Source organism: Candidatus Sodalis sp. SoCistrobi (assembly GCF_900143145.1).
Lineage (GTDB): Bacteria > Pseudomonadota > Gammaproteobacteria > Enterobacterales > Enterobacteriaceae > SoCistrobi.
This window is the reverse complement of record NZ_FRDB01000004.1, coordinates 1-16,865: the sequence shown is the minus strand read 5'-3', so window position 1 is coordinate 16,865 and position 16,865 is coordinate 1. Positions and strand designations below refer to the sequence as shown.

General features: G+C 58.0%; 14 protein-coding genes and 1 pseudogene. 11 read left to right on the top strand and 4 right to left on the bottom strand.

Translation table 11 applies throughout. The features are described 5' to 3' along the window. Positions 1 to 2: 2 nt before the first annotated feature. The 7 genes from CINSTRO3249_RS00745 (at position 3) to CINSTRO3249_RS00715 (ending at position 6,224) form a co-directional block, all read left to right on the top strand. Entirely contained in the window at positions 3 to 425 is a 423-nt protein-coding gene (locus tag CINSTRO3249_RS00745) for a DUF1249 family protein (protein ID WP_174249711.1), read from the top strand. Positions 426 to 452: 27 nt separating this feature from the next. Continuing rightward, on the top strand, positions 453 to 1,280 hold the full coding sequence (gene cpdA, locus CINSTRO3249_RS00740) for a 3',5'-cyclic-AMP phosphodiesterase (RefSeq protein ID WP_074011757.1): 828 nt from the start codon (positions 453 to 455) through the stop codon (positions 1,278 to 1,280). After that, positions 1,280 to 1,861: an esterase YqiA gene (gene yqiA / locus CINSTRO3249_RS00735; RefSeq protein WP_074011756.1), complete on the top strand. Its 582-nt coding sequence runs from the start codon at positions 1,280 to 1,282 to the stop codon at positions 1,859 to 1,861. The genes cpdA and yqiA overlap by 1 nt, the downstream gene beginning before the upstream one ends. Before the next feature lie 94 nt (positions 1,862 to 1,955). Further along, positions 1,956 to 3,851, top strand: coding sequence for a DNA topoisomerase IV subunit B (parE, locus tag CINSTRO3249_RS00730; RefSeq protein WP_074011755.1), 1,896 nt, complete (start codon positions 1,956 to 1,958; stop codon positions 3,849 to 3,851). Between the two features lie 530 nt (positions 3,852 to 4,381). Further along, a complete protein-coding gene (locus CINSTRO3249_RS00725) occupies positions 4,382 to 4,996 on the top strand; it encodes a methylthioribulose 1-phosphate dehydratase (RefSeq protein WP_074011754.1) in 615 nt (204 codons plus the stop codon). Then, positions 4,993 to 5,679, top strand: coding sequence for an acireductone synthase (gene mtnC / locus CINSTRO3249_RS00720; RefSeq protein WP_074011753.1), 687 nt, complete (start codon positions 4,993 to 4,995; stop codon positions 5,677 to 5,679). Before CINSTRO3249_RS00725 ends, mtnC begins: the two co-directional genes overlap by 4 nt. Beyond that, positions 5,679 to 6,224: a 1,2-dihydroxy-3-keto-5-methylthiopentene dioxygenase gene (locus tag CINSTRO3249_RS00715; RefSeq protein ID WP_074011752.1), complete on the top strand. Its 546-nt coding sequence runs from the start codon at positions 5,679 to 5,681 to the stop codon at positions 6,222 to 6,224. The genes mtnC and CINSTRO3249_RS00715 overlap by 1 nt, the downstream gene beginning before the upstream one ends. 216 nt (positions 6,225 to 6,440) lie before the next feature. Here CINSTRO3249_RS00715 and mtnA read toward each other — a convergent pair whose 3' ends face one another. Next, a complete protein-coding gene (mtnA, locus tag CINSTRO3249_RS00710) occupies positions 6,441 to 7,469 on the bottom strand; it encodes an S-methyl-5-thioribose-1-phosphate isomerase (protein ID WP_074011751.1) in 1,029 nt (342 codons plus the stop codon). Positions 7,470 to 7,593: 124 nt separating this feature from the next. Between mtnA and mtnK the strand changes: the two genes are divergently transcribed. Then, complete coding sequence (gene mtnK, locus CINSTRO3249_RS00705; protein ID WP_074011750.1) at positions 7,594 to 8,793, top strand: S-methyl-5-thioribose kinase; 1,200 nt, start codon at positions 7,594 to 7,596, stop codon at positions 8,791 to 8,793. Between the two features lie 420 nt (positions 8,794 to 9,213). Here mtnK and CINSTRO3249_RS00700 read toward each other — a convergent pair whose 3' ends face one another. Continuing rightward, positions 9,214 to 9,525 (bottom strand): putative quinol monooxygenase, encoded by a 312-nt coding sequence (locus tag CINSTRO3249_RS00700; RefSeq protein ID WP_074011749.1) that lies wholly within the window; start codon positions 9,523 to 9,525, stop codon positions 9,214 to 9,216. Between the two features lie 270 nt (positions 9,526 to 9,795). On the opposite strand from CINSTRO3249_RS00700, the gene parC reads away from it, so the two are divergent. The 3 genes and pseudogenes from parC (at position 9,796) to ftsP (ending at position 14,488) form a co-directional block, all read left to right on the top strand. Next, the gene (parC, locus tag CINSTRO3249_RS00695; RefSeq protein WP_074011748.1) at positions 9,796 to 12,069 is read left to right on the top strand and encodes a DNA topoisomerase IV subunit A; all 2,274 of its coding nucleotides are present in this window, start codon (positions 9,796 to 9,798) and stop codon (positions 12,067 to 12,069) included. 156 nt (positions 12,070 to 12,225) lie between these two features. After that, complete coding sequence (locus tag CINSTRO3249_RS00690) at positions 12,226 to 12,960, top strand: 1-acylglycerol-3-phosphate O-acyltransferase (protein ID WP_074011747.1); 735 nt, start codon at positions 12,226 to 12,228, stop codon at positions 12,958 to 12,960. Between the two features lie 101 nt (positions 12,961 to 13,061). Beyond that, positions 13,062 to 14,488 (top strand): annotated as a pseudogene (ftsP, locus tag CINSTRO3249_RS00685) (cell division protein FtsP). Between the two features lie 38 nt (positions 14,489 to 14,526). On the opposite strand, the gene dkgA reads toward ftsP, so the two are convergent. Beyond that, positions 14,527 to 15,357, bottom strand: coding sequence for a 2,5-didehydrogluconate reductase DkgA (gene dkgA, locus CINSTRO3249_RS00680; RefSeq protein WP_074011746.1), 831 nt, complete (start codon positions 15,355 to 15,357; stop codon positions 14,527 to 14,529). 148 nt (positions 15,358 to 15,505) lie between these two features. Further along, positions 15,506 to 16,865, bottom strand: a 1,360-nt coding sequence (locus CINSTRO3249_RS00675) for a flagellar biosynthesis protein FlhF (protein WP_254304262.1), incomplete at its 5' end; no start/stop codon positions are given.

Below are 16,865 nucleotides of genomic sequence, written 5' to 3'. Positions count from 1 at the left end.
TGATAAAGCGCTACACGCCCGATTTCCCTGAAATGATGCGGTTGTGCGAAACCAATTTCGCCCAATTGCGCCGGTTGCTGCCGCCGATAAATCAGGTGGATGAAACCGTCGCCTATCAGGTGCATGGCGCCAGCTACCGGCTGACCATTCAGGAGTCCACACGCTATACAACGCTTGTGGCCATCACCCAGACCGCGCCGGTCGCCAGCTACTGGAGCCTGCCCTCGATGACCGTCAGGCTCTATCATGACGCCATGGTTGCGGAAGTGTGTTCCAGTCAGCAGATCTCTCGCTTCAAAGCGCGTTATGATTATCCGAATAAAAAGTTACATCAACGTGATGAGAAACATCAAATCAACCAGCTCCTTGCGGACTGGCTACGCTATTGTTTGGCGTATGGTGCCATGGCGGTTCCTGTTTGTTAGGCAGATTTCGATAACCAAGGACAATCTTTGGAAAGCCTGTTGAAACTTCCTGTGGCGCGTGGGGCCAATATCAGGATTTTACAAATCACCGACACTCACCTATTTGCAGGTGAGGACGAGACGTTGCTCGGGGTGAATACGTTTCGCAGCTACAGCGCGGTGCTGAAGGCGGTACAGGCTGAACAGCGGCATTTTGATTTGGTGGTCGCCACGGGGGATCTGGCGCAAGATCACTCACCGCAGGCTTATCGGCATTTCGCCACCGGGATAGCCCGCCTGCCCGCGCCCTGCGTCTGGCTGCCGGGCAATCATGATTTTCAGCCGGCGATGGTGGATGTGTTGGCGGAGTGCGGGATTTCCCGCGCCAAACAGGTGTTGATCGGCGACGAGTGGCAATTGTTGCTGCTGGACAGCCAGGTTTACGGCGTCCCCCACGGCGAACTGAGTGACTATCAGCTGGAGTGGCTGGCGCAGGCGTTGGCCGGCCAGCCTGAGCGCCATACGCTGCTGTTGTTGCATCATCATCCTTTCCCCTCCGGCTGTATCTGGCTTGACCAGCATAGCCTGCGTAACGCCCATATGCTGGCGGAAGTGTTGCAGCCCCATCCGCGGGTAAACACCCTGCTGTGCGGCCATATTCATCAGGAACTGGATGTGGATTGGCTGGGCCGGCGCGTGCTGGCGTCACCATCTACCTGCGTGCAGTTCAAGCCGCACTGCACCAATTTTACCATCGATACCCTCGGCCCCGGCTGGCGCTATCTCGACTTGCTGCCGGGCGGCCTGCTCCAGACCGAAGTGCGCCGGCTGGACGGAACCGAACACCAGCCCGACACCGATTACGAAGGCTACTGATGGCGACGCTGCTGTATCTCCACGGTTTCAACAGTTCCCCCTTGTCCGCCAAGGCCACCGCTCTCGGCGCCTGGCTGGCGCGCCATCATCCCGAGATTGAACTGCTGGTGCCGCAGTTGCCGGTCTATCCCGCCGAGGCGGCGGAAATGATGGAGACGCTGGTGATGGAGCGGGCCGGGGAAGCGCTGGGGCTGGTGGGCTCGTCGCTCGGCGGTTATTTCGCTACCTGGCTGTCACAATCCTTTCTGTTGCCGGCGGTGGTGGTCAATCCGGCGGTGCGGCCGTTTGAACTGCTCACAGGCTATCTGGGGGAGAACCTGAACCCCTTCACCGGCGAGAAATATGTTCTGGCGCCACGGCACATTTATGATTTGAAAGTGATGCAGGTCGACGTGCTGGAGTCGCCGGATCTTATCTGGCTGCTGGCGCAAAGCGGCGATGAGATCCTCGATTATCGCCAGGCGGTGGCCTACTACACCCACTGTCGCCAGACCGTCGAGTCCGGCGGTAACCATGCATTCGTGGGATTTGACCATTATTTCTCCTCTATCGTGCATTTTTTGGGGCTTACCACCGGGTGAGGCCACAAACGTCGCCGCACAGAATATCTGCTTCCCGAAGGCCGGCCTTTGCGGTAGGCTCTCCAACAATTTGTCACGAAATATGATTTAAGCCATGACTCAATCAAGCTATAACGCCGACGCGATAGAAGTACTGAGCGGACTGGAACCGGTCCGCCGCCGCCCGGGGATGTACACCGATACCTCGCGGCCCAATCATCTTGGACAGGAAGTCATCGATAACAGCGTCGACGAGGCGCTTGCCGGCCACGCCCGGCGCATTGATGTGATTTTGCACCCCGATCAGTCGCTGGAAGTCACCGACGACGGTCGCGGTATGCCGGTGGATATTCACCCTGAAGAGGGCGTGCCGGCGGTGGAATTAATCTTGTGCCGGCTGCACGCCGGCGGTAAGTTCTCCAATAAAAACTATCAATTTTCCGGCGGTCTGCACGGTGTAGGTATTTCGGTGGTCAACGCCCTGTCGACCCGGGTCGAGGTGTCGGTGCGCCGCAACGGCAATGTCTACCGCATCGCGTTTGAAAACGGCGATAAAGTCGAAGACTTGAGCGTGGTCGGTACCTGTCCCAAGCGCAATACCGGTACCAGCGTGCATTTTTGGCCGGACGAGCGCTTTTTCGACAGCCCCCGCTTCTCGGTGTCACGCCTGACCCATTTGCTGAAAGCGAAGGCGGTACTGTGCCCTGGCGTGGAAATCGTGTTTCAAGATCGGGTCAACAATACCGAGCAGCGCTGGTGCTATCAGGCGGGTCTGACCGATTACCTGAATGAAGCGATCAACGGGCTTATCACGTTGCCCGAGACACCCTTTGTCGGCGCGGTGAGCGGTGATACCGAAACGGTGGACTGGGCACTATTATGGCTACCGGAAGGGGGGGAACTGCTGACCGAGAGCTATGTCAACCTGATCCCCACGCCCCAGGGCGGTACCCACGTCAACGGGCTGCGTCAGGGTTTGCTCGACGCGATGCGTGAGTTTTGCGAGTACCGTAATATTCTGCCGCGCGGCGTCAAGCTGTCGGCGGACGATATTTGGGAGCGCTGCGCCTATGTGCTCTCGGTGAAAATGCAGGATCCCCAGTTCGCCGGCCAGACCAAAGAGCGCCTGTCGTCGCGGCAAAGCGCCGCCTTCGTTTCCGGCGTGGTGAAAGATGCCTTTATTCTGTGGCTAAACCAGAATATACAGGTGGCGGAACAACTGGCGGAGCTGGCGATCGCCAGCGCCCAGCGTCGCCTGCGCGCGGCGAAAAAGGTGGTGCGTAAAAAGCTGACCAGCGGGCCGGCGCTGCCGGGCAAGTTGGCCGACTGTACCGCCCAGGATCTGGCGCGTACGGAACTGTTTCTGGTGGAAGGGGATTCGGCGGGCGGATCCGCCAAGCAGGCGCGCGATCGCGAATATCAGGCGATCATGCCGCTGAAGGGGAAAATCCTCAATACCTGGGAGGTGTCTTCCGATGAAGTGCTGGCCTCCCAGGAAGTGCACGATATCTCGGTGGCGCTGGGTATCGATCCCGATAGCAACGACTTAAGCCAATTGCGTTACGGTAAAATCTGCATCTTGGCGGATGCCGATTCCGATGGTCTGCATATCGCCACGCTGTTATGCGCTTTGTTTATGCAACACTTCCGCAAACTGGTGGAAGAGGGGCATGTCTATGTGGCGATGCCGCCGCTCTACCGTATCGATTTGGGCAAAGAGGTTTATTACGCCCTTGATGAGGAAGAAAAGACCGGCGTGCTGGAGCAGTTAAAGCGCAAAAAGGGCAAGCCCAACGTGCAGCGTTTTAAAGGGCTGGGTGAAATGAACCCGCTGCAGCTGCGCGAAACGACGCTCGATCCCAATACCCGTCGGCTGGTGCAGTTAACGGTCGGGGCGGACGATGTGCAGCAGACGCTGGCGATGATGGATATGCTACTGGCGAAAAAACGCTCGGAAGACCGCCGCAACTGGCTGCAGGAAAAGGGCGACGAAGCGGAAATCGAGGTCTGAGCGACCGGCACGACCGACGTGCCCATCAGGCGTCGCGGGTTTCCGCTTTATGGCGTTATGCTGATGAGCCGCTCTTTGGCGTGATGCTGTTGAGCTGCGCTCTGGCGTGATGCTGATGAGCCGCTTTATGGCGTGATGCTTACGAGCCGCGCTTGGCGTGATGCTTACGAGCCGCTCTTTGGTGTGATGCTTACGCGTTGCTCTTTAGCGTTATGCTGTTGAGCCGCTCTCTGGCGTGATGCTGTCGAGCCGTTCATCGCCAGCGTTACGCATTGGCGATGTCCCCCCAGGCGTGAATTTACAAGACGCCACCAAGCGGTTTCTAACCTCCCCAATCCTCCCCTGACAGCGCCGGATGTAGCCGTTTAAGGCTTTTAACTGGCACTATAGGCCTAACCTCCCCCTACCACGGCGGGCGCCGACGCGAGGTTGCTGGCGTCGGGCGTCGGTGTTAGTATTTGGCTATCAAGACATACAGATGGCTAGATTCCCGAATGGCACCCCCTTCGGCGGATCATACAAGGACGCTTATGGCGGAAAATAGGCAATTGGCTGAACTGGTCGGGGCCTGCCGTTGGATAGGGGCGAGGGGCTGGAGCCCGGCCACCGGCGGCAACATGTCGCAGCGACGAGACGCGCGCAGCTGCTATATCACCGAGTCCGGCCTGGATAAAGGCCATCTCGACGCCGACGATTTTCTCACCGTGGATATCCATACCGGCGCGGCGCAGCCCGGCCGGCGGCCTTCGGCTGAAACCGGCTTACATACCTTCCTCTACCGGCGTTTTCCCGAGGTCGGCTGTGTGCTCCATACTCATTCGGTCAGCGCAACGGTGCTGTCGCGGGCGGAGCAGGGAAGCGCTCTGCGGTTGTCCGGTTACGAGATGCAGAAATCGCTGACGGGACAAACCGATCATCGTGAGGAAGTGGCGATTGCCGTTTTTGATAATTCCCAGGATATTCCCGCGCTGGTGCAGCGCATTGCCCGGCACGATGCGCTAACCCCCCTGCGCTATGGTTTTTTGACGCGCGGCCACGGCCTGACCTGCTGGGGGCGGGACGTAAGCGAGGCCCGGCGCCATCTGGAAGGTCTCGAATTCTTGTTTGAGTGCGAGTGGCGCCGCCGTCTGCTGGAGGCCCGATGATCCAGGCGGTGATTACCGATATTGAGGGCACCACCAGCGATATCCGCTTTGTGCATGAGGTGCTGTTCCCCTATGCCCGTGAACGGTTGGCGGAGGTAGTGCAAACCCAGGCTGGTGATACCGAGGTCGCACAGGCGTTACAGGGGCTGCGCGCGGAGATCGGCCAGCAAGACGCCGATAACGCACATCTGTTGACGGCGCTATACGGGTTTATGGCTGAGGATCGTAAATCACCAGCGCTAAAAACCCTGCAGGGCATTATCTGGCGCGAAGGCTATCGGCGCGGGGACTTCCTTGGCCATGTTTACGATGATGTAATGCCACAGCTCACGGCCTGGCACCGCCAGGGGCGGGTGCTTGGCGTTTATTCGTCGGGATCGGTCGAAGCGCAGCAGTTGCTGTTCGGCCATAGCGTCAAGGGCGATCTGCGTGGGCTATTCAGCCACTACTTTGATACCCGCGTCGGCGCGAAACGTCACTGCGGCGCCTATCAAACTATAGCCGCCGAACTGGCGCTGCCGCCGGAGGCTATTTTATTTTTATCCGATGTTTATCAGGAGCTTGATGCAGCCCGTGCTGCCGGATGGCTTACCTGCCAGCTTATTCGCGACGAGAATACCGCCGGCGGCAGCCACCCGCAGGTGCGTCGTTTTGATCAGATAAACCTGCAGGAGTTTGTTTAATGAGCGCACTGACCATTTATTCCGACACCGATGCCACGGCGCCGCGTTGGCAAAGCCACGAGGGTGACGCTATCCAGCGGGAGCTGAACGCAATCGGCGTGCGTTTCGAGCGCTGGCAGGCCGACAGCGAACTGGGAGCGAACCCCGACGCCGAGACGGTGATCGCTGCCTATCAGCAGGCTATCGATCGCCTGGTGGCGGAAAAAGGCTATCAAAGTTGGGATGTCATCAGCATGCGCCCGGATAATCCACAGCGCGAAGCTCTGCGCGCGAAATTTTTGGCGGAGCATACTCACGGCGAAGATGAAGTGCGGTTTTTCGTCGAGGGAGCCGGTCTGTTTTGCCTGCATATACAGGGCAAAATCTATCAGATACTGTGCGAAAAGAATGATTTGATCTCGGTACCCGCAGGGACGCCGCACTGGTTTGATATGGGCGAGGCGCCACGTTTTACCGCTATCCGGGTGTTTGACAACCCGGAGGGCTGGATCGCCCGCTTCACCGGCGATGCCATTGCTGATGCGTATCCACGCCTGGCTCGTTAGGCTGGCGGTACCGGCCAACCCATGGCCGCGGCAACCGCCTTACCGTTTTAATGATAGTCTTACCGACTGAGTGATCACCTTACCGGTGCGGTGACGGTGTTACCGACGCGATGGTCATCTTACCGGTGCGGTGAGGGTGTTACCGACGCGATGGTCACCTTACCGGTGCGGTGACCGTCCGCCTGGGGTTAATTGTTTCCCCGGCGCGGCGCCGCCTTAGCCTAACGGCCGACTGAACAGCCCTTCTGCTACCTGCTGCGGCGTCACGATGCCGGTATCTAGCACCCAGCCGTCAATCAGCGCCGCCGGCGTGACGTCAAAGGCCGGATTATAGACCTCCGCTCCGGCCGACGCCCACCGACACTGGCCGAAGCTGCCGGCCACGCCGGTCACCTCGGCGGCGTCGCGTTGCTCAATGGGGATTGCCTCGCCGCTGGGGCAGCGGGCGTCGCAGGTGGTGTGGGGCGCCGCCACATAAAACGGCACCCCGTGCCAGCGGGCCAGCACGGCCAGACTGTAGGTGCCAATCTTATTGGCGACATCGCCGTTGGCGGCGATTCTGTCGGCGCCGACCCAGACGGCATCCACCTGGCCGCGCGCCATCAGGTCGGCCGCCATCGCATCGCATATCAGCCGGTAGGGCACGCCCAGTTCGCCCAGCTCCCAGGCGGTAAGACGGCCGCCCTGCAGCAGCGGCCGGGTTTCATCTACCCATACCTGGGCGATGTTGCCCTGACGGTGGGCAAGCGCGATCACGCCCAGCGCGGTGCCGGTGCCGGCCGTCGCCAGCCCGCCGGTATTGCAGTGGGTCAACAGGCGGCTGTGCGGTGTGACCAGCGCGGCGCCGTGCCGGGCAATGGCGTCGCACAGCGCCCGATCCTCCGCGACCAGCCGCAGCGCTTCCTGCCCCATGGCGCTAACGAAATCCGGCTGCGTCAACGCCTGCGCCATGCGCGCCAGATTATTCATCAGGTTTACCGCGGTCGGGCGCGCCGTGCGCAGTATCGCCAAATCGCGCTCAAGCTGTGTCCGGCTCTGTCCGCCCTCCGCTAGCAGTGCCATCAGCAGGCTGGCGGCCAGACCGATAAGCGGTGCCCCCCGCACGCGTAGCGTGCGGATATGGTCCACCAACTGCGCCACATTCTCCGCCGGATGCCAGCGCTGCTGCTGCGGCAGCGCCTGCTGATCCAAAATCCATAGTTGATTCTCCCTGACCCGCAGGCTGGTAGTGCTAAACGTGAGCATGCTGTTGTCCCTGTCCGGTTATTGCATCTGATTTACTATTCTGCCAACATGCCATTAAGATGTATAGACGTCTACACGGTTTTACGCCTTTACGGCCTTTTTGCAGCGCATCAGGGAAGTCGATATGACAATCTACCGTACCCTTACCGCCGCCGACGCGGTAGCTTATGCCCGCCGTTTCGCCGGCCTCAGCAACCCCGAGACGCTTTGCGCCGCACAGGAAATAGGTGACGGCAATCTCAATCTGGTGTTTAAAATTCTTGATGCCGACGGCGTCAGCCGGGTCATCGTTAAACAGGCGCTGCCGTATGTCCGCTGCGTGGGTGAATCCTGGCCGCTAACGCTCGATCGCGCGCGTATCGAGGCGGAAACCCTGTTGATTCATGGCCGCTATTGTCCGGCCTACACGGTGCGGGTCGTGCATCATGACCCGCAACTGGCGACGATGGTGCTGGAAGATCTTTCCGACCACCATATTTGGCGCAGCGAGCTGGTCAAGGGCGCCTGGTACCCTGACGCCGCCCGCCAACTGGGCGAATATCTGGCGCAGACGTTGTTTCATACCTCCGATTTTTACCAGCCGCCCGAGGAGAAAAAAAACGAAGTCGCCCGTTTCGCCAATCCTGAAATGTGCCGGATAACGGAAGATCTGTTTTTTACCGATCCTTATCGTGTGCATGAGCGCAATGCCTATGAGCCGGAACTGGCGCAGGACGCTGCGGCGTTGCGTGACGATCGGGAATTGAAGCTGCGGGTGGCGGCGCTGAAACACCGTTTTTTGACGAAGGCGGAAGCGTTATTGCATGGGGATATTCATAGCGGATCCCTCTTTGTTGCCCGCGAGCGACTAAAAGTGATCGATGCCGAATTTGGCTATTATGGCCCCGTGGGCTTTGATATCGGCACTGCCATCGGCAATCTGCTGCTCAATTATTGCGGTTTGCCGGGGCTGTTAGCGCTGCGCGAAGCTGCGGCGGGGCGCGAGCAGCGCCTGCAGGATGTGCAGGTGGTCTGGCAGGCGTTCAGTGAGGGGTTCCACGCTCTGGCAGCGGAAAAGAGCCGCGACATCACGCTGGCCGAGCCGGGGTATGTCCAGCTGTTTTTGCGCGAGGTGTTCCAAGACGCCATAGGGTATTGCGGCACCGAGCTTATCCGACGCACGGTAGGCTTGGCGCATGTGAGCGATCTTGACGGCATACAGGATGATGATATGCGTCACGCCTGCCAGCGTCAGGCGTTGGCGTTGGGTAAAATGCTTATCCTCGCTGCGCCGCACATCACTGACGCCGCCGCGTTGGATGCCCGTATACGTCAACATGCCTGAGCGGCCGCCACCTGCCGTGGACGGGCGCCGGTTTTACCCCATACGCCCGGCCCGCATGGGTACGGGCCAATCGGCTTTCTGTTCCGCGCTGGCCGTTGCGCGAGGGAGAAATTTCTTCCTGCTGATACGGTAAATCCTGATTCCTCTTCTATACTCAAATAACGATATCATCGACTTATAGTCAAAACGAGCATCACTTAACGAGAAGGAACAGGGAATGAAAATATTTCTGTGGATAATTGCCATTATTTTTATCGTCGGCCTGCTGACGTTGACCGGTGTGTTTAAATTGATCTTCTGATGCCGCCCCGCGCTAACGGCGCTCCCGTTAGCGCCAGCCTCTCGCCGCTGCGCCGCGCGTGATGCGGGGCAAAAGAAGGTAAGCCGTGGCTTACCCTCTATCGGTTACCCCTGCCGGAGTCAGCCGGTGCGTTTCTCCAAAATATGAAAAGTCACATCCATCACATCATCGCGAATATTGGCGCGGTGGGCATCCATATGCGCCGTTTGCTGATGCTGCTCCAAATGTCGAATACTCTTCCATTGTTCCAGCATAAAAATGGAGTCGGGAGCGGTTTTACGCCACGGTACTTGCGCTTTATAGTCGGTGAGCAAGGTATATTCGCCACATCCGTCTTCGGCCAGCACGTTGGGCCTGAGCGCTTCGATAGCGGCTAAAACCGCTTCTCTTCGTCCTGGTTTGACTTTGATTTCTGCAATTACCGTGATCATCGCTTCCTCTGTTTCACTTTCGTTCGGGGGCGCCAATAGTTAACCAAAGACGCGGGCCGGATGCTCGTGATATTTTATCGCATCCGTGATTTGACCCCTTATTATACTGAATGCGGCCACGGCTTAGCCACGCTGACCGATTAGCGCCCACGCGAGTGCTGTGACAGCGGAGGGGCGATAGGGTAGTATCATGCTCACTAACCCCATACCCGCGGCCTAGGGAAGTGACTGCTCACGTGACCCTACCGCGGTCAGAGGAAACAATCATCAATGAGCGAGCTGACTCATGACGGCGCCGAACGCCTGGCGCTGCATAAATTTACCGAAAACGCGTACCTCAACTATTCCATGTACGTCATCATGGATCGCGCGCTGCCATTTATCGGCGACGGGCTCAAACCGGTGCAACGGCGCATCGTCTACGCGATGTCGGAATTGGGGCTGAACGCCAGCGCGAAATACAAAAAATCGGCGCGCACCGTCGGCGACGTCTTGGGTAAATACCACCCCCACGGCGACAGCGCCTGCTATGAGGCCATGGTGCTAATGGCGCAACCTTTCTCCTACCGTTATCCCTTGGTGGACGGTCAGGGCAACTGGGGGGCGCCGGACGATCCCAAATCCTTCGCCGCCATGCGCTATACCGAATCGCGCTTGTCCCGCTACGCCGAGGTATTGCTGGGCGAACTGGGACAGGGCACGGTTGATTATGTGCCGAACTTCGACGGCACGCTGGATGAGCCGAAAATGCTGCCGGCGCGGTTGCCGAACGTGTTGCTAAACGGCACCACCGGCATCGCGGTCGGGATGGCGACCGATATCCCACCGCATAACGTTAACGAAGTGGCGACCGCCGCGATTGCGCTGCTGGGCAACCCTGCCGCCACGCTGGAGCAATTGCTGGAACATGTAAAGGGGCCGGATTTTCCCACCGAGGCGGAAATCATTACCCCCAAGGATGATCTGCGCAAAATTTACCAGACCGGGCGTGGCTCCGTGCGCATGCGCGCGCTATGGACCGTCGAGGACGGCGAAGCGGTCATCAGCGCGTTGCCGCATCAGGTGTCCGGTGCCAAGGTGCTCGAACAGATAGCCAGCCAGATGCGCGCGAAGAAACTGCCGATGGTGGAGGATCTGCGCGACGAATCGGACCATGAAAACCCGACCCGTCTGGTCATCGTCCCGCGCTCCAATCGGGTTGACCTGACGCAGGTGATGAACCATCTGTTCGCCACCACCGATTTGGAACGCAGCTACCGCGTCAATATGAACATGATCGGGCTGGACGGCCGGCCGGCGGTGAAAAACCTGCACGAAATCTTGTCGGAATGGCTGGTTTATCGCCGCGACACCGTTCGCCGCCGGCTGAACTTCCGGTTGGAAAAAGTCCTGCGCCGGCTGCATATCCTGAACGGCCTTCTGGTGGCCTACCTTAACCTGGATGAGGTTATCCACATCATCCGCACCGAGGACGAGCCGAAACAGGTTTTGATGCAGCGCTTCGAGCTCAGCGAAACGCAGGCCGACGCCATCCTCGAGTTAAAACTCCGTCATTTGGCCAAACTGGAAGAAATGAAGCTGCGTGGCGAACAGGATGAGCTGGCGAAAGAACGCGACAAGCTGCAGGCCATTCTCGCCTCGGAACGCAAGCTGAGCAACTTGCTGAAAAAAGAAATCGAGGCGGATGCCGCCGCTTACGGCGACGCGCGCCGCTCGCCACTGGTGGAGCGTGGCGAAGCGAAAGCGCTGAGCGAAAATGAGCTTATACCGTCCGAACCGGTGACGGTTATCCTATCGACCATGGGCTGGGTGCGCAGCGCCAAGGGCCACGATATCGATCCGAGCGGGCTCGGTTACCGCTCCGGCGACAATTACCTGTCGTCGGTGCGCGGCAAGAGCAATCAGCCGGTGGTCTTCATCGATTCTACCGGCCGCAGCTACGCGCTTGAGCCCGCCGGCCTGCCTTCGGCGCGCGGCCAGGGCGAGCCGCTGACCGGTAAGCTAACGTTACCGCCGGGCGCGTCAATCGAACAGATGCTCACCGGCGCCGATGATCGGAAACTGCTGATGGCCTCCGATGCCGGCTACGGATTTGTCTGCAGCTTCAGCGATCTGGTGGCGCGCAATCGCGCCGGTAAGGCGTTATTGACGTTGCCGGAAAACGCCAAAGTCATGCCGCCGTTATGGTTAAAAGGCGCCGCCGATAAGCTTCTGGCGTTAACCGAAGCCGGTCGCCTGTTAATGTTCCCGGTTGACGATCTGCCGCAGCTGTCGAAAGGGAAAGGCAATAAAATCATCTCCATTCCCGCCGCGGACGCGGCGGCGGGCAAAGATCGCCTCGCCGGCCTGTACCTCCTGTCTACCAAGGCTTCGGTCACCTTCCACGTCGGCAAACGCAAGCTGACCCTGCGGCCAGAAGATCTGCAGAAATTCAGCGCCGAACGCGGACGTAAGGGGACGCTGTTGCCGCGCGGATTGCAGCATATCGACCGGGTGGAAGTCACCGATCCGCTGGCCGACAACGGCGACGAGGAAACGGCGTAATTTGCGCGCCGGCCGGGCAATGTCCGGCCGGTTTCTTCATGCTGATAGGTGATGCTCTTCGCTGTTTGCCACCGCCGCCCGGCCACCGGGGGGAATAACCGTGTATTTTGTCAGGAAGCCGGTATACTAGCGACGGCTGAAGGTTAAGAGGTAACTATGCTCGCTATTGTTCGCACCATTCTGGTGGTGCTGTTGTCGATAATCATCTGCGTTTTTGGCTTGATTTATTGCTTGTTCAGCCCGCGAAACCCTCGTCATGTCGCCACCTTTGGCCGCTGGTTCGGCCGTATGTCGCCTTTGTTTGGCATCCGGGTGGAAGTTCGTCATCCCGTAGGCGTGACGCTGCCGCAAAATTGCATTTATATCGCCAATCATCAGAACAATTACGATATGGTTACCGCCGCGTATGTGGTGCAGCCCCGCACCGTTACGGTAGGGAAAAAAAGCCTGCTGTGGATCCCGCTGTTCGGGCCGCTTTATTGGTTGACCGGCAATCTGCTTATCGATCGCGATAACAGCGCTCGCGCCCACAGCACGCTTACCGAGATTGTGCAGAGCATTAAAAAACGTAATATTTCCATCTGGATGTTTCCAGAAGGCACCCGCAGCCGCGGTCGCGGTTTGCTGCCGTTTAAAACCGGGGCGTTTTATACCGCCATTGCCGCCGACGTTCCCATTGTGCCGATTTGCGTTTCCAATACCTCGAACAAAATCAAACTCAATCGCTGGTCTAACGGTTTGGTCATCATTGAAATTTTGCCGCCGGTGGCAACGGCCGGCTACAGCCGGGAGCAGGTGCGCGCGTTGACCAGACACTGTCGGGATATTATGAAAAACAAGCTGGACGAACTGAATGCGGAAGTGGCGCGGCGGGAATCCGCCGGGCGCTGAAGGCTCCCGACGCCGCTATGCCGGTGTACGATTGACGATTTCCCGGCCTGTCCCAGGCCGGACATTACGAGAAAAGTTTTGCCGTGTCTAATGGAGCAGATATGTCACTCAGTCGGCGTCGGTTTATTCAGGCAACGGGGGTTACCCTTGCGGCCAGCGCGTTGCCGCTGCAGGCGCAAGCCGCCGAAACGCCCGTTGCGCTGCCGATCCCACCCTTGCTGGAGTCGCGCCGCGGGCAGCCGTTATTTTTGACGCTGCAGCGCTCGCATTGGACATTTGCCGCCGGTCGGCGCGCCGCCACCTGGGGCATTAACGGCGGCTACCTCGGCCCGACGGTGCGGGTGTTCAATGGCGATGACGTCAAGCTTATCTATAACAATCGCCTGACGGAACCCGTGGCGATGACCATTAGCGGTCTGCAAGTGCCCGGCACGCTCATGGGCGGCGCGGCGCGGCGCGGATGATGTCGCCGGGTGCCGATTGGTCGCCGGTGCTGCCCATCCGGCAACCGGCCGGCACCTGCTGGTACCATGCCAATACGCCAAACCGGATGGCACCGCACGTCTACAATGGTCTGGCGGGACTCTGGCTGGTGGAAGATGCGGGCAGTAAGGTGCTGCCGCTGCCGAATCATTATGGCGTCGATGACTTCCCGCTCATTATCCAGGACAAACGGCTGGATAACTTTGGTCAGCCGGTCTATAACCCTCCCGCGAGCGGCGGTTTCCTCGGCGATACGCTGCTGGTGAACGGCGCGCAGAATCCGTTTGTGGAGGTGTCGCGGGGTTGGGTGCGTCTGCGGTTGCTCAATGCCTCAAACGCCCGGCGCTATCAGCTGCAACTGAGCGACGGCCGCGCCATGCAAGTCGTTGCCGGCGACCAGGGCTTTCTGCCGGCGCCGGTGCCGGTTATCCGGCTGTCGCTGGCACCGGGCGAGCGGCGTGAAATTCTTATCGATATGTCCAAAGGGGAAGAGGTGGCCATCACCGCCGGTGAAGCGGCCGGCCTGATGGACAGGGTGCGCGGCTTTTTTGAACCCTCGTCGATACTGGTCAATACCACGGTGCTGACGCTGAAACCGACGGGGCTGCTACCCCTGGTTACCGATAACCTGCCGATGCGGTTGCTGTCCGACCAGCTCATTGACGGCGGTATCAGCCGCACCCGCGAGTTTTCACTCGGCGGCTCTACGCCTGATATCAATGGTGCGTTATGGAATATGAGCCGTAACGACTTTCAAAGCTTACAGGGCAGTTTTGAGCGTTGGATAGTTCACACTAACACTCCGCAGGCGTTTCATATTCAGGGCGTGGCTTTTTTGATTAAACGCGTCAATGGCAGTATGCCGTTGCCGGAAGATCAGGGCTGGAAAGACACGGTGTGGGTTGATAACGAAGTAGAATTGCTGGTCTGGTTCCCACAAATGGCGCCGGATCACTTTCCCTATCTCTATTATAGCCAGACGTTGGAGATGGCCGATCGCGGCGCTGCGGGGCAATTTGTGGTACGGCCCCCGTCCATGGGGTAACGGCCGCGTTCAGGCTGTGCCGTCAGCTGTCTCTCCCATCAGACTGCCGCCATGGTATCCGGATGCGAACCCAGCCGTTTGCCGCAGTCCAGCTTGGCGATGGCGTCCAGGTCATCTTGCGCCAGACTGAAGTCAAACACCGCAAAATTGGCGCGGATCCGCGCCGGCGTTACCGATTTCGGGATCACGACTAATCCGCTATCGATATGCCAGCGAATGACAATTTGCGCCGGTGTTTTGCCGTATTTTGCCGCCAGTTCGCGGATGATTGCCTGATCAAATACCCCTTTGCCGCCCTGCGCCAGAGGACTCCAGGATTCGGTCAAAATCTGGTGGCGGGCATCAAAGGTCCGCAATGCCTGTTGTTGTAACAGCGGATGCAGCTCGATCTGATTTATCACCGGCACCACGCCGGTTTCATCCAGCAGGCGCTGAAGATGGTGCGGCTCAAAATTGCACACCCCAATGCTTTTTGCCAGCCCTTCCTCCTTCAGCTTCACCATCTCGCGCCAGGCTTGCACATAGTTATCCTGGCTGGGCACCGGCCAATGCATCAGATAAAGATCGACATAATCCAGCCGCAGCTTGGTCAGACTTTGCTCAATAGCCTTGGGCACTTTGGTTTGATCGCCGTTCCACAGTTTAGTGGTAATAAACAGTTCTTCCCGTGGGATCGTTGCGTCCTGCAGCGCCTGGCCGACGCCTTCTTCGTTTTTATACATCGCCGCGGTATCAATAGAGCGATAACCGGCATCCAGCGCCGCCTCAACCGCAGTGACGACTTCCTGGTTAGTGGCTTTCCAGACCCCCAAACCCAATTGCGGCATGGTGTGTCCATCATGGAATGTGACCGTGGGTTGCGTTGTCATGATTTCTCCTTTTTTGTCCGACCGCCGCACCCGCGCGGGGCGGCGAAGGTTATAAGTAAGGGAACAGGTTCCGCCGAAGCCGATTACTTGCCGCTGGCCAGCCGCGCCCGCGACATGCGCTGGCACTTAAGGCATAGGTATCTACACATCAGGGAGGAGGCTTAAGAGCAACTCTCGCTAAATGAGTAAGTTCTTCCAGACTATATTCCGATAATAATTTTAGTGTATTCAACAAGATGGATAGGCCAGCGAGCAGAGCAGGAGCGCTCTCTCTGCGGCCTCGCTTTTGCTGTCGTCCTGACAAGCGACATATCAGCTGGCGGGCTGCCGCATTTTCTTCTCCTTCAGCGCGTTGCAGCCGCCATACCAGAACAGCAGCCATACTGGCTATTAACAACCTGCGTAGTACGGCTGGCGCGCTGCGCTGAAGCCATGTTTCTACGTCATGTCCGGCACCTTTCAGCAACTTAAAAAATGATTCAATATTCCAGCGCCAGTAATACCAACGAGCTACTTCCTCGCAGGTGATCTCGCTGCAAACGTTTGTAAGCAGCGTCCAGCGTCCCACCACATTACCGAGATCATCCGTAAGCCGAACAACAACCAATCTGACCGTCAGAGGCTCTCCAGGTTGGATTTTTATGCGGCGGCCGGTTTCTTTATCTTTACGCTTCTGCTGCGCAGCTCGGGTTATGACTATCGAGGTTTCACTGATTTCCATATCAGCTTTTTTCCCTTTCCAGTCTACCTGTCCGCATCCGTTGTATGGCAGAAGAGCAGCAATCTCACCAATTTTCAATGAATTACCTTGCCACTCTGCACCATGTCCTTCTTTTCCTCGGATAAGCCAGCATATTCCTTGAGTACTCAACGTCCGCATATGTCCAATAGAGTCACCCTCTCTATCAATTATATGAATCAGCTTTTTACCTATATTAAGCGATTCCACACGGGCAATATCGGTCGTCAAGGCGTCCATATGTGTCTGCCGTTCGGACAGTCCTTCCGCCAACGTTGAATGACAACCGGTTGCATCGGTAAGTGTCTGAGATAGAGGCGCTATTGGCAAACCCGTGCCAGCATCAACCAGCAAGCTGCTTTGAAGTTCATATCCAACATCGCCACCGTGCGTCATTTTTAAGCGTCCGTATTTGGCATGATGGTAAAGAAATTGTAAACGTGACCAATCATGAACAACGAGAGCGTATGGATGCGGGCTAAGCGAAATTTGCTCAAGTGCTAGCGAAATAATTGGCTCATTGAGTTGACTGAAGCTAATTCGCTTATTATTCAGAAAACGCCAGACAGCTTGGGTAGTTGCGAAAGTTGATTTTTGAGCACTTGCGAGGTCTTTAACCGCAGAAGCAAGAAGAGCCGCGGGCGTCATATGCTGTTTAACCAGCGTCTGATATCGGCGGGTAAGGCGAGAGTCAATCCCGCCAACAGATAGGTTGAAATCATTCTGCAAAGTAATAACAGGTATCACGATAAATGTGTAGATACCTATG

Excerpts from the sequence above, each read along its gene's own strand:
- mtnA (WP_074011751.1), bottom strand. The coding sequence starts at position 7,469 with ATGCTCACGTTTAGCACTACCAGCCTGCGGGTCAGGGAGAATCAACTA.
- CINSTRO3249_RS00700 (WP_074011749.1), bottom strand. The coding sequence starts at position 9,525 with ATGATCACGGTAATTGCAGAAATCAAAGTCAAACCAGGACGAAGAGAA.
- mtnC (WP_074011753.1), top strand. The coding sequence starts at position 4,993 with ATGATCCAGGCGGTGATTACCGATATTGAGGGCACCACCAGCGATATC.
- dkgA (WP_074011746.1), bottom strand. The coding sequence starts at position 15,357 with ATGACAACGCAACCCACGGTCACATTCCATGATGGACACACCATGCCG.
- CINSTRO3249_RS00725 (WP_074011754.1), top strand. The coding sequence starts at position 4,382 with ATGGCGGAAAATAGGCAATTGGCTGAACTGGTCGGGGCCTGCCGTTGG.
- CINSTRO3249_RS00690 (WP_074011747.1), top strand. The coding sequence starts at position 12,226 with ATGCTCGCTATTGTTCGCACCATTCTGGTGGTGCTGTTGTCGATAATC.
- yqiA (WP_074011756.1), top strand. The coding sequence starts at position 1,280 with ATGGCGACGCTGCTGTATCTCCACGGTTTCAACAGTTCCCCCTTGTCC.
- CINSTRO3249_RS00715 (WP_074011752.1), top strand. The coding sequence starts at position 5,679 with ATGAGCGCACTGACCATTTATTCCGACACCGATGCCACGGCGCCGCGT.
- mtnK (WP_074011750.1), top strand. The coding sequence starts at position 7,594 with ATGACAATCTACCGTACCCTTACCGCCGCCGACGCGGTAGCTTATGCC.
- parE (WP_074011755.1), top strand. The coding sequence starts at position 1,956 with ATGACTCAATCAAGCTATAACGCCGACGCGATAGAAGTACTGAGCGGA.
- parC (WP_074011748.1), top strand. The coding sequence starts at position 9,796 with ATGAGCGAGCTGACTCATGACGGCGCCGAACGCCTGGCGCTGCATAAA.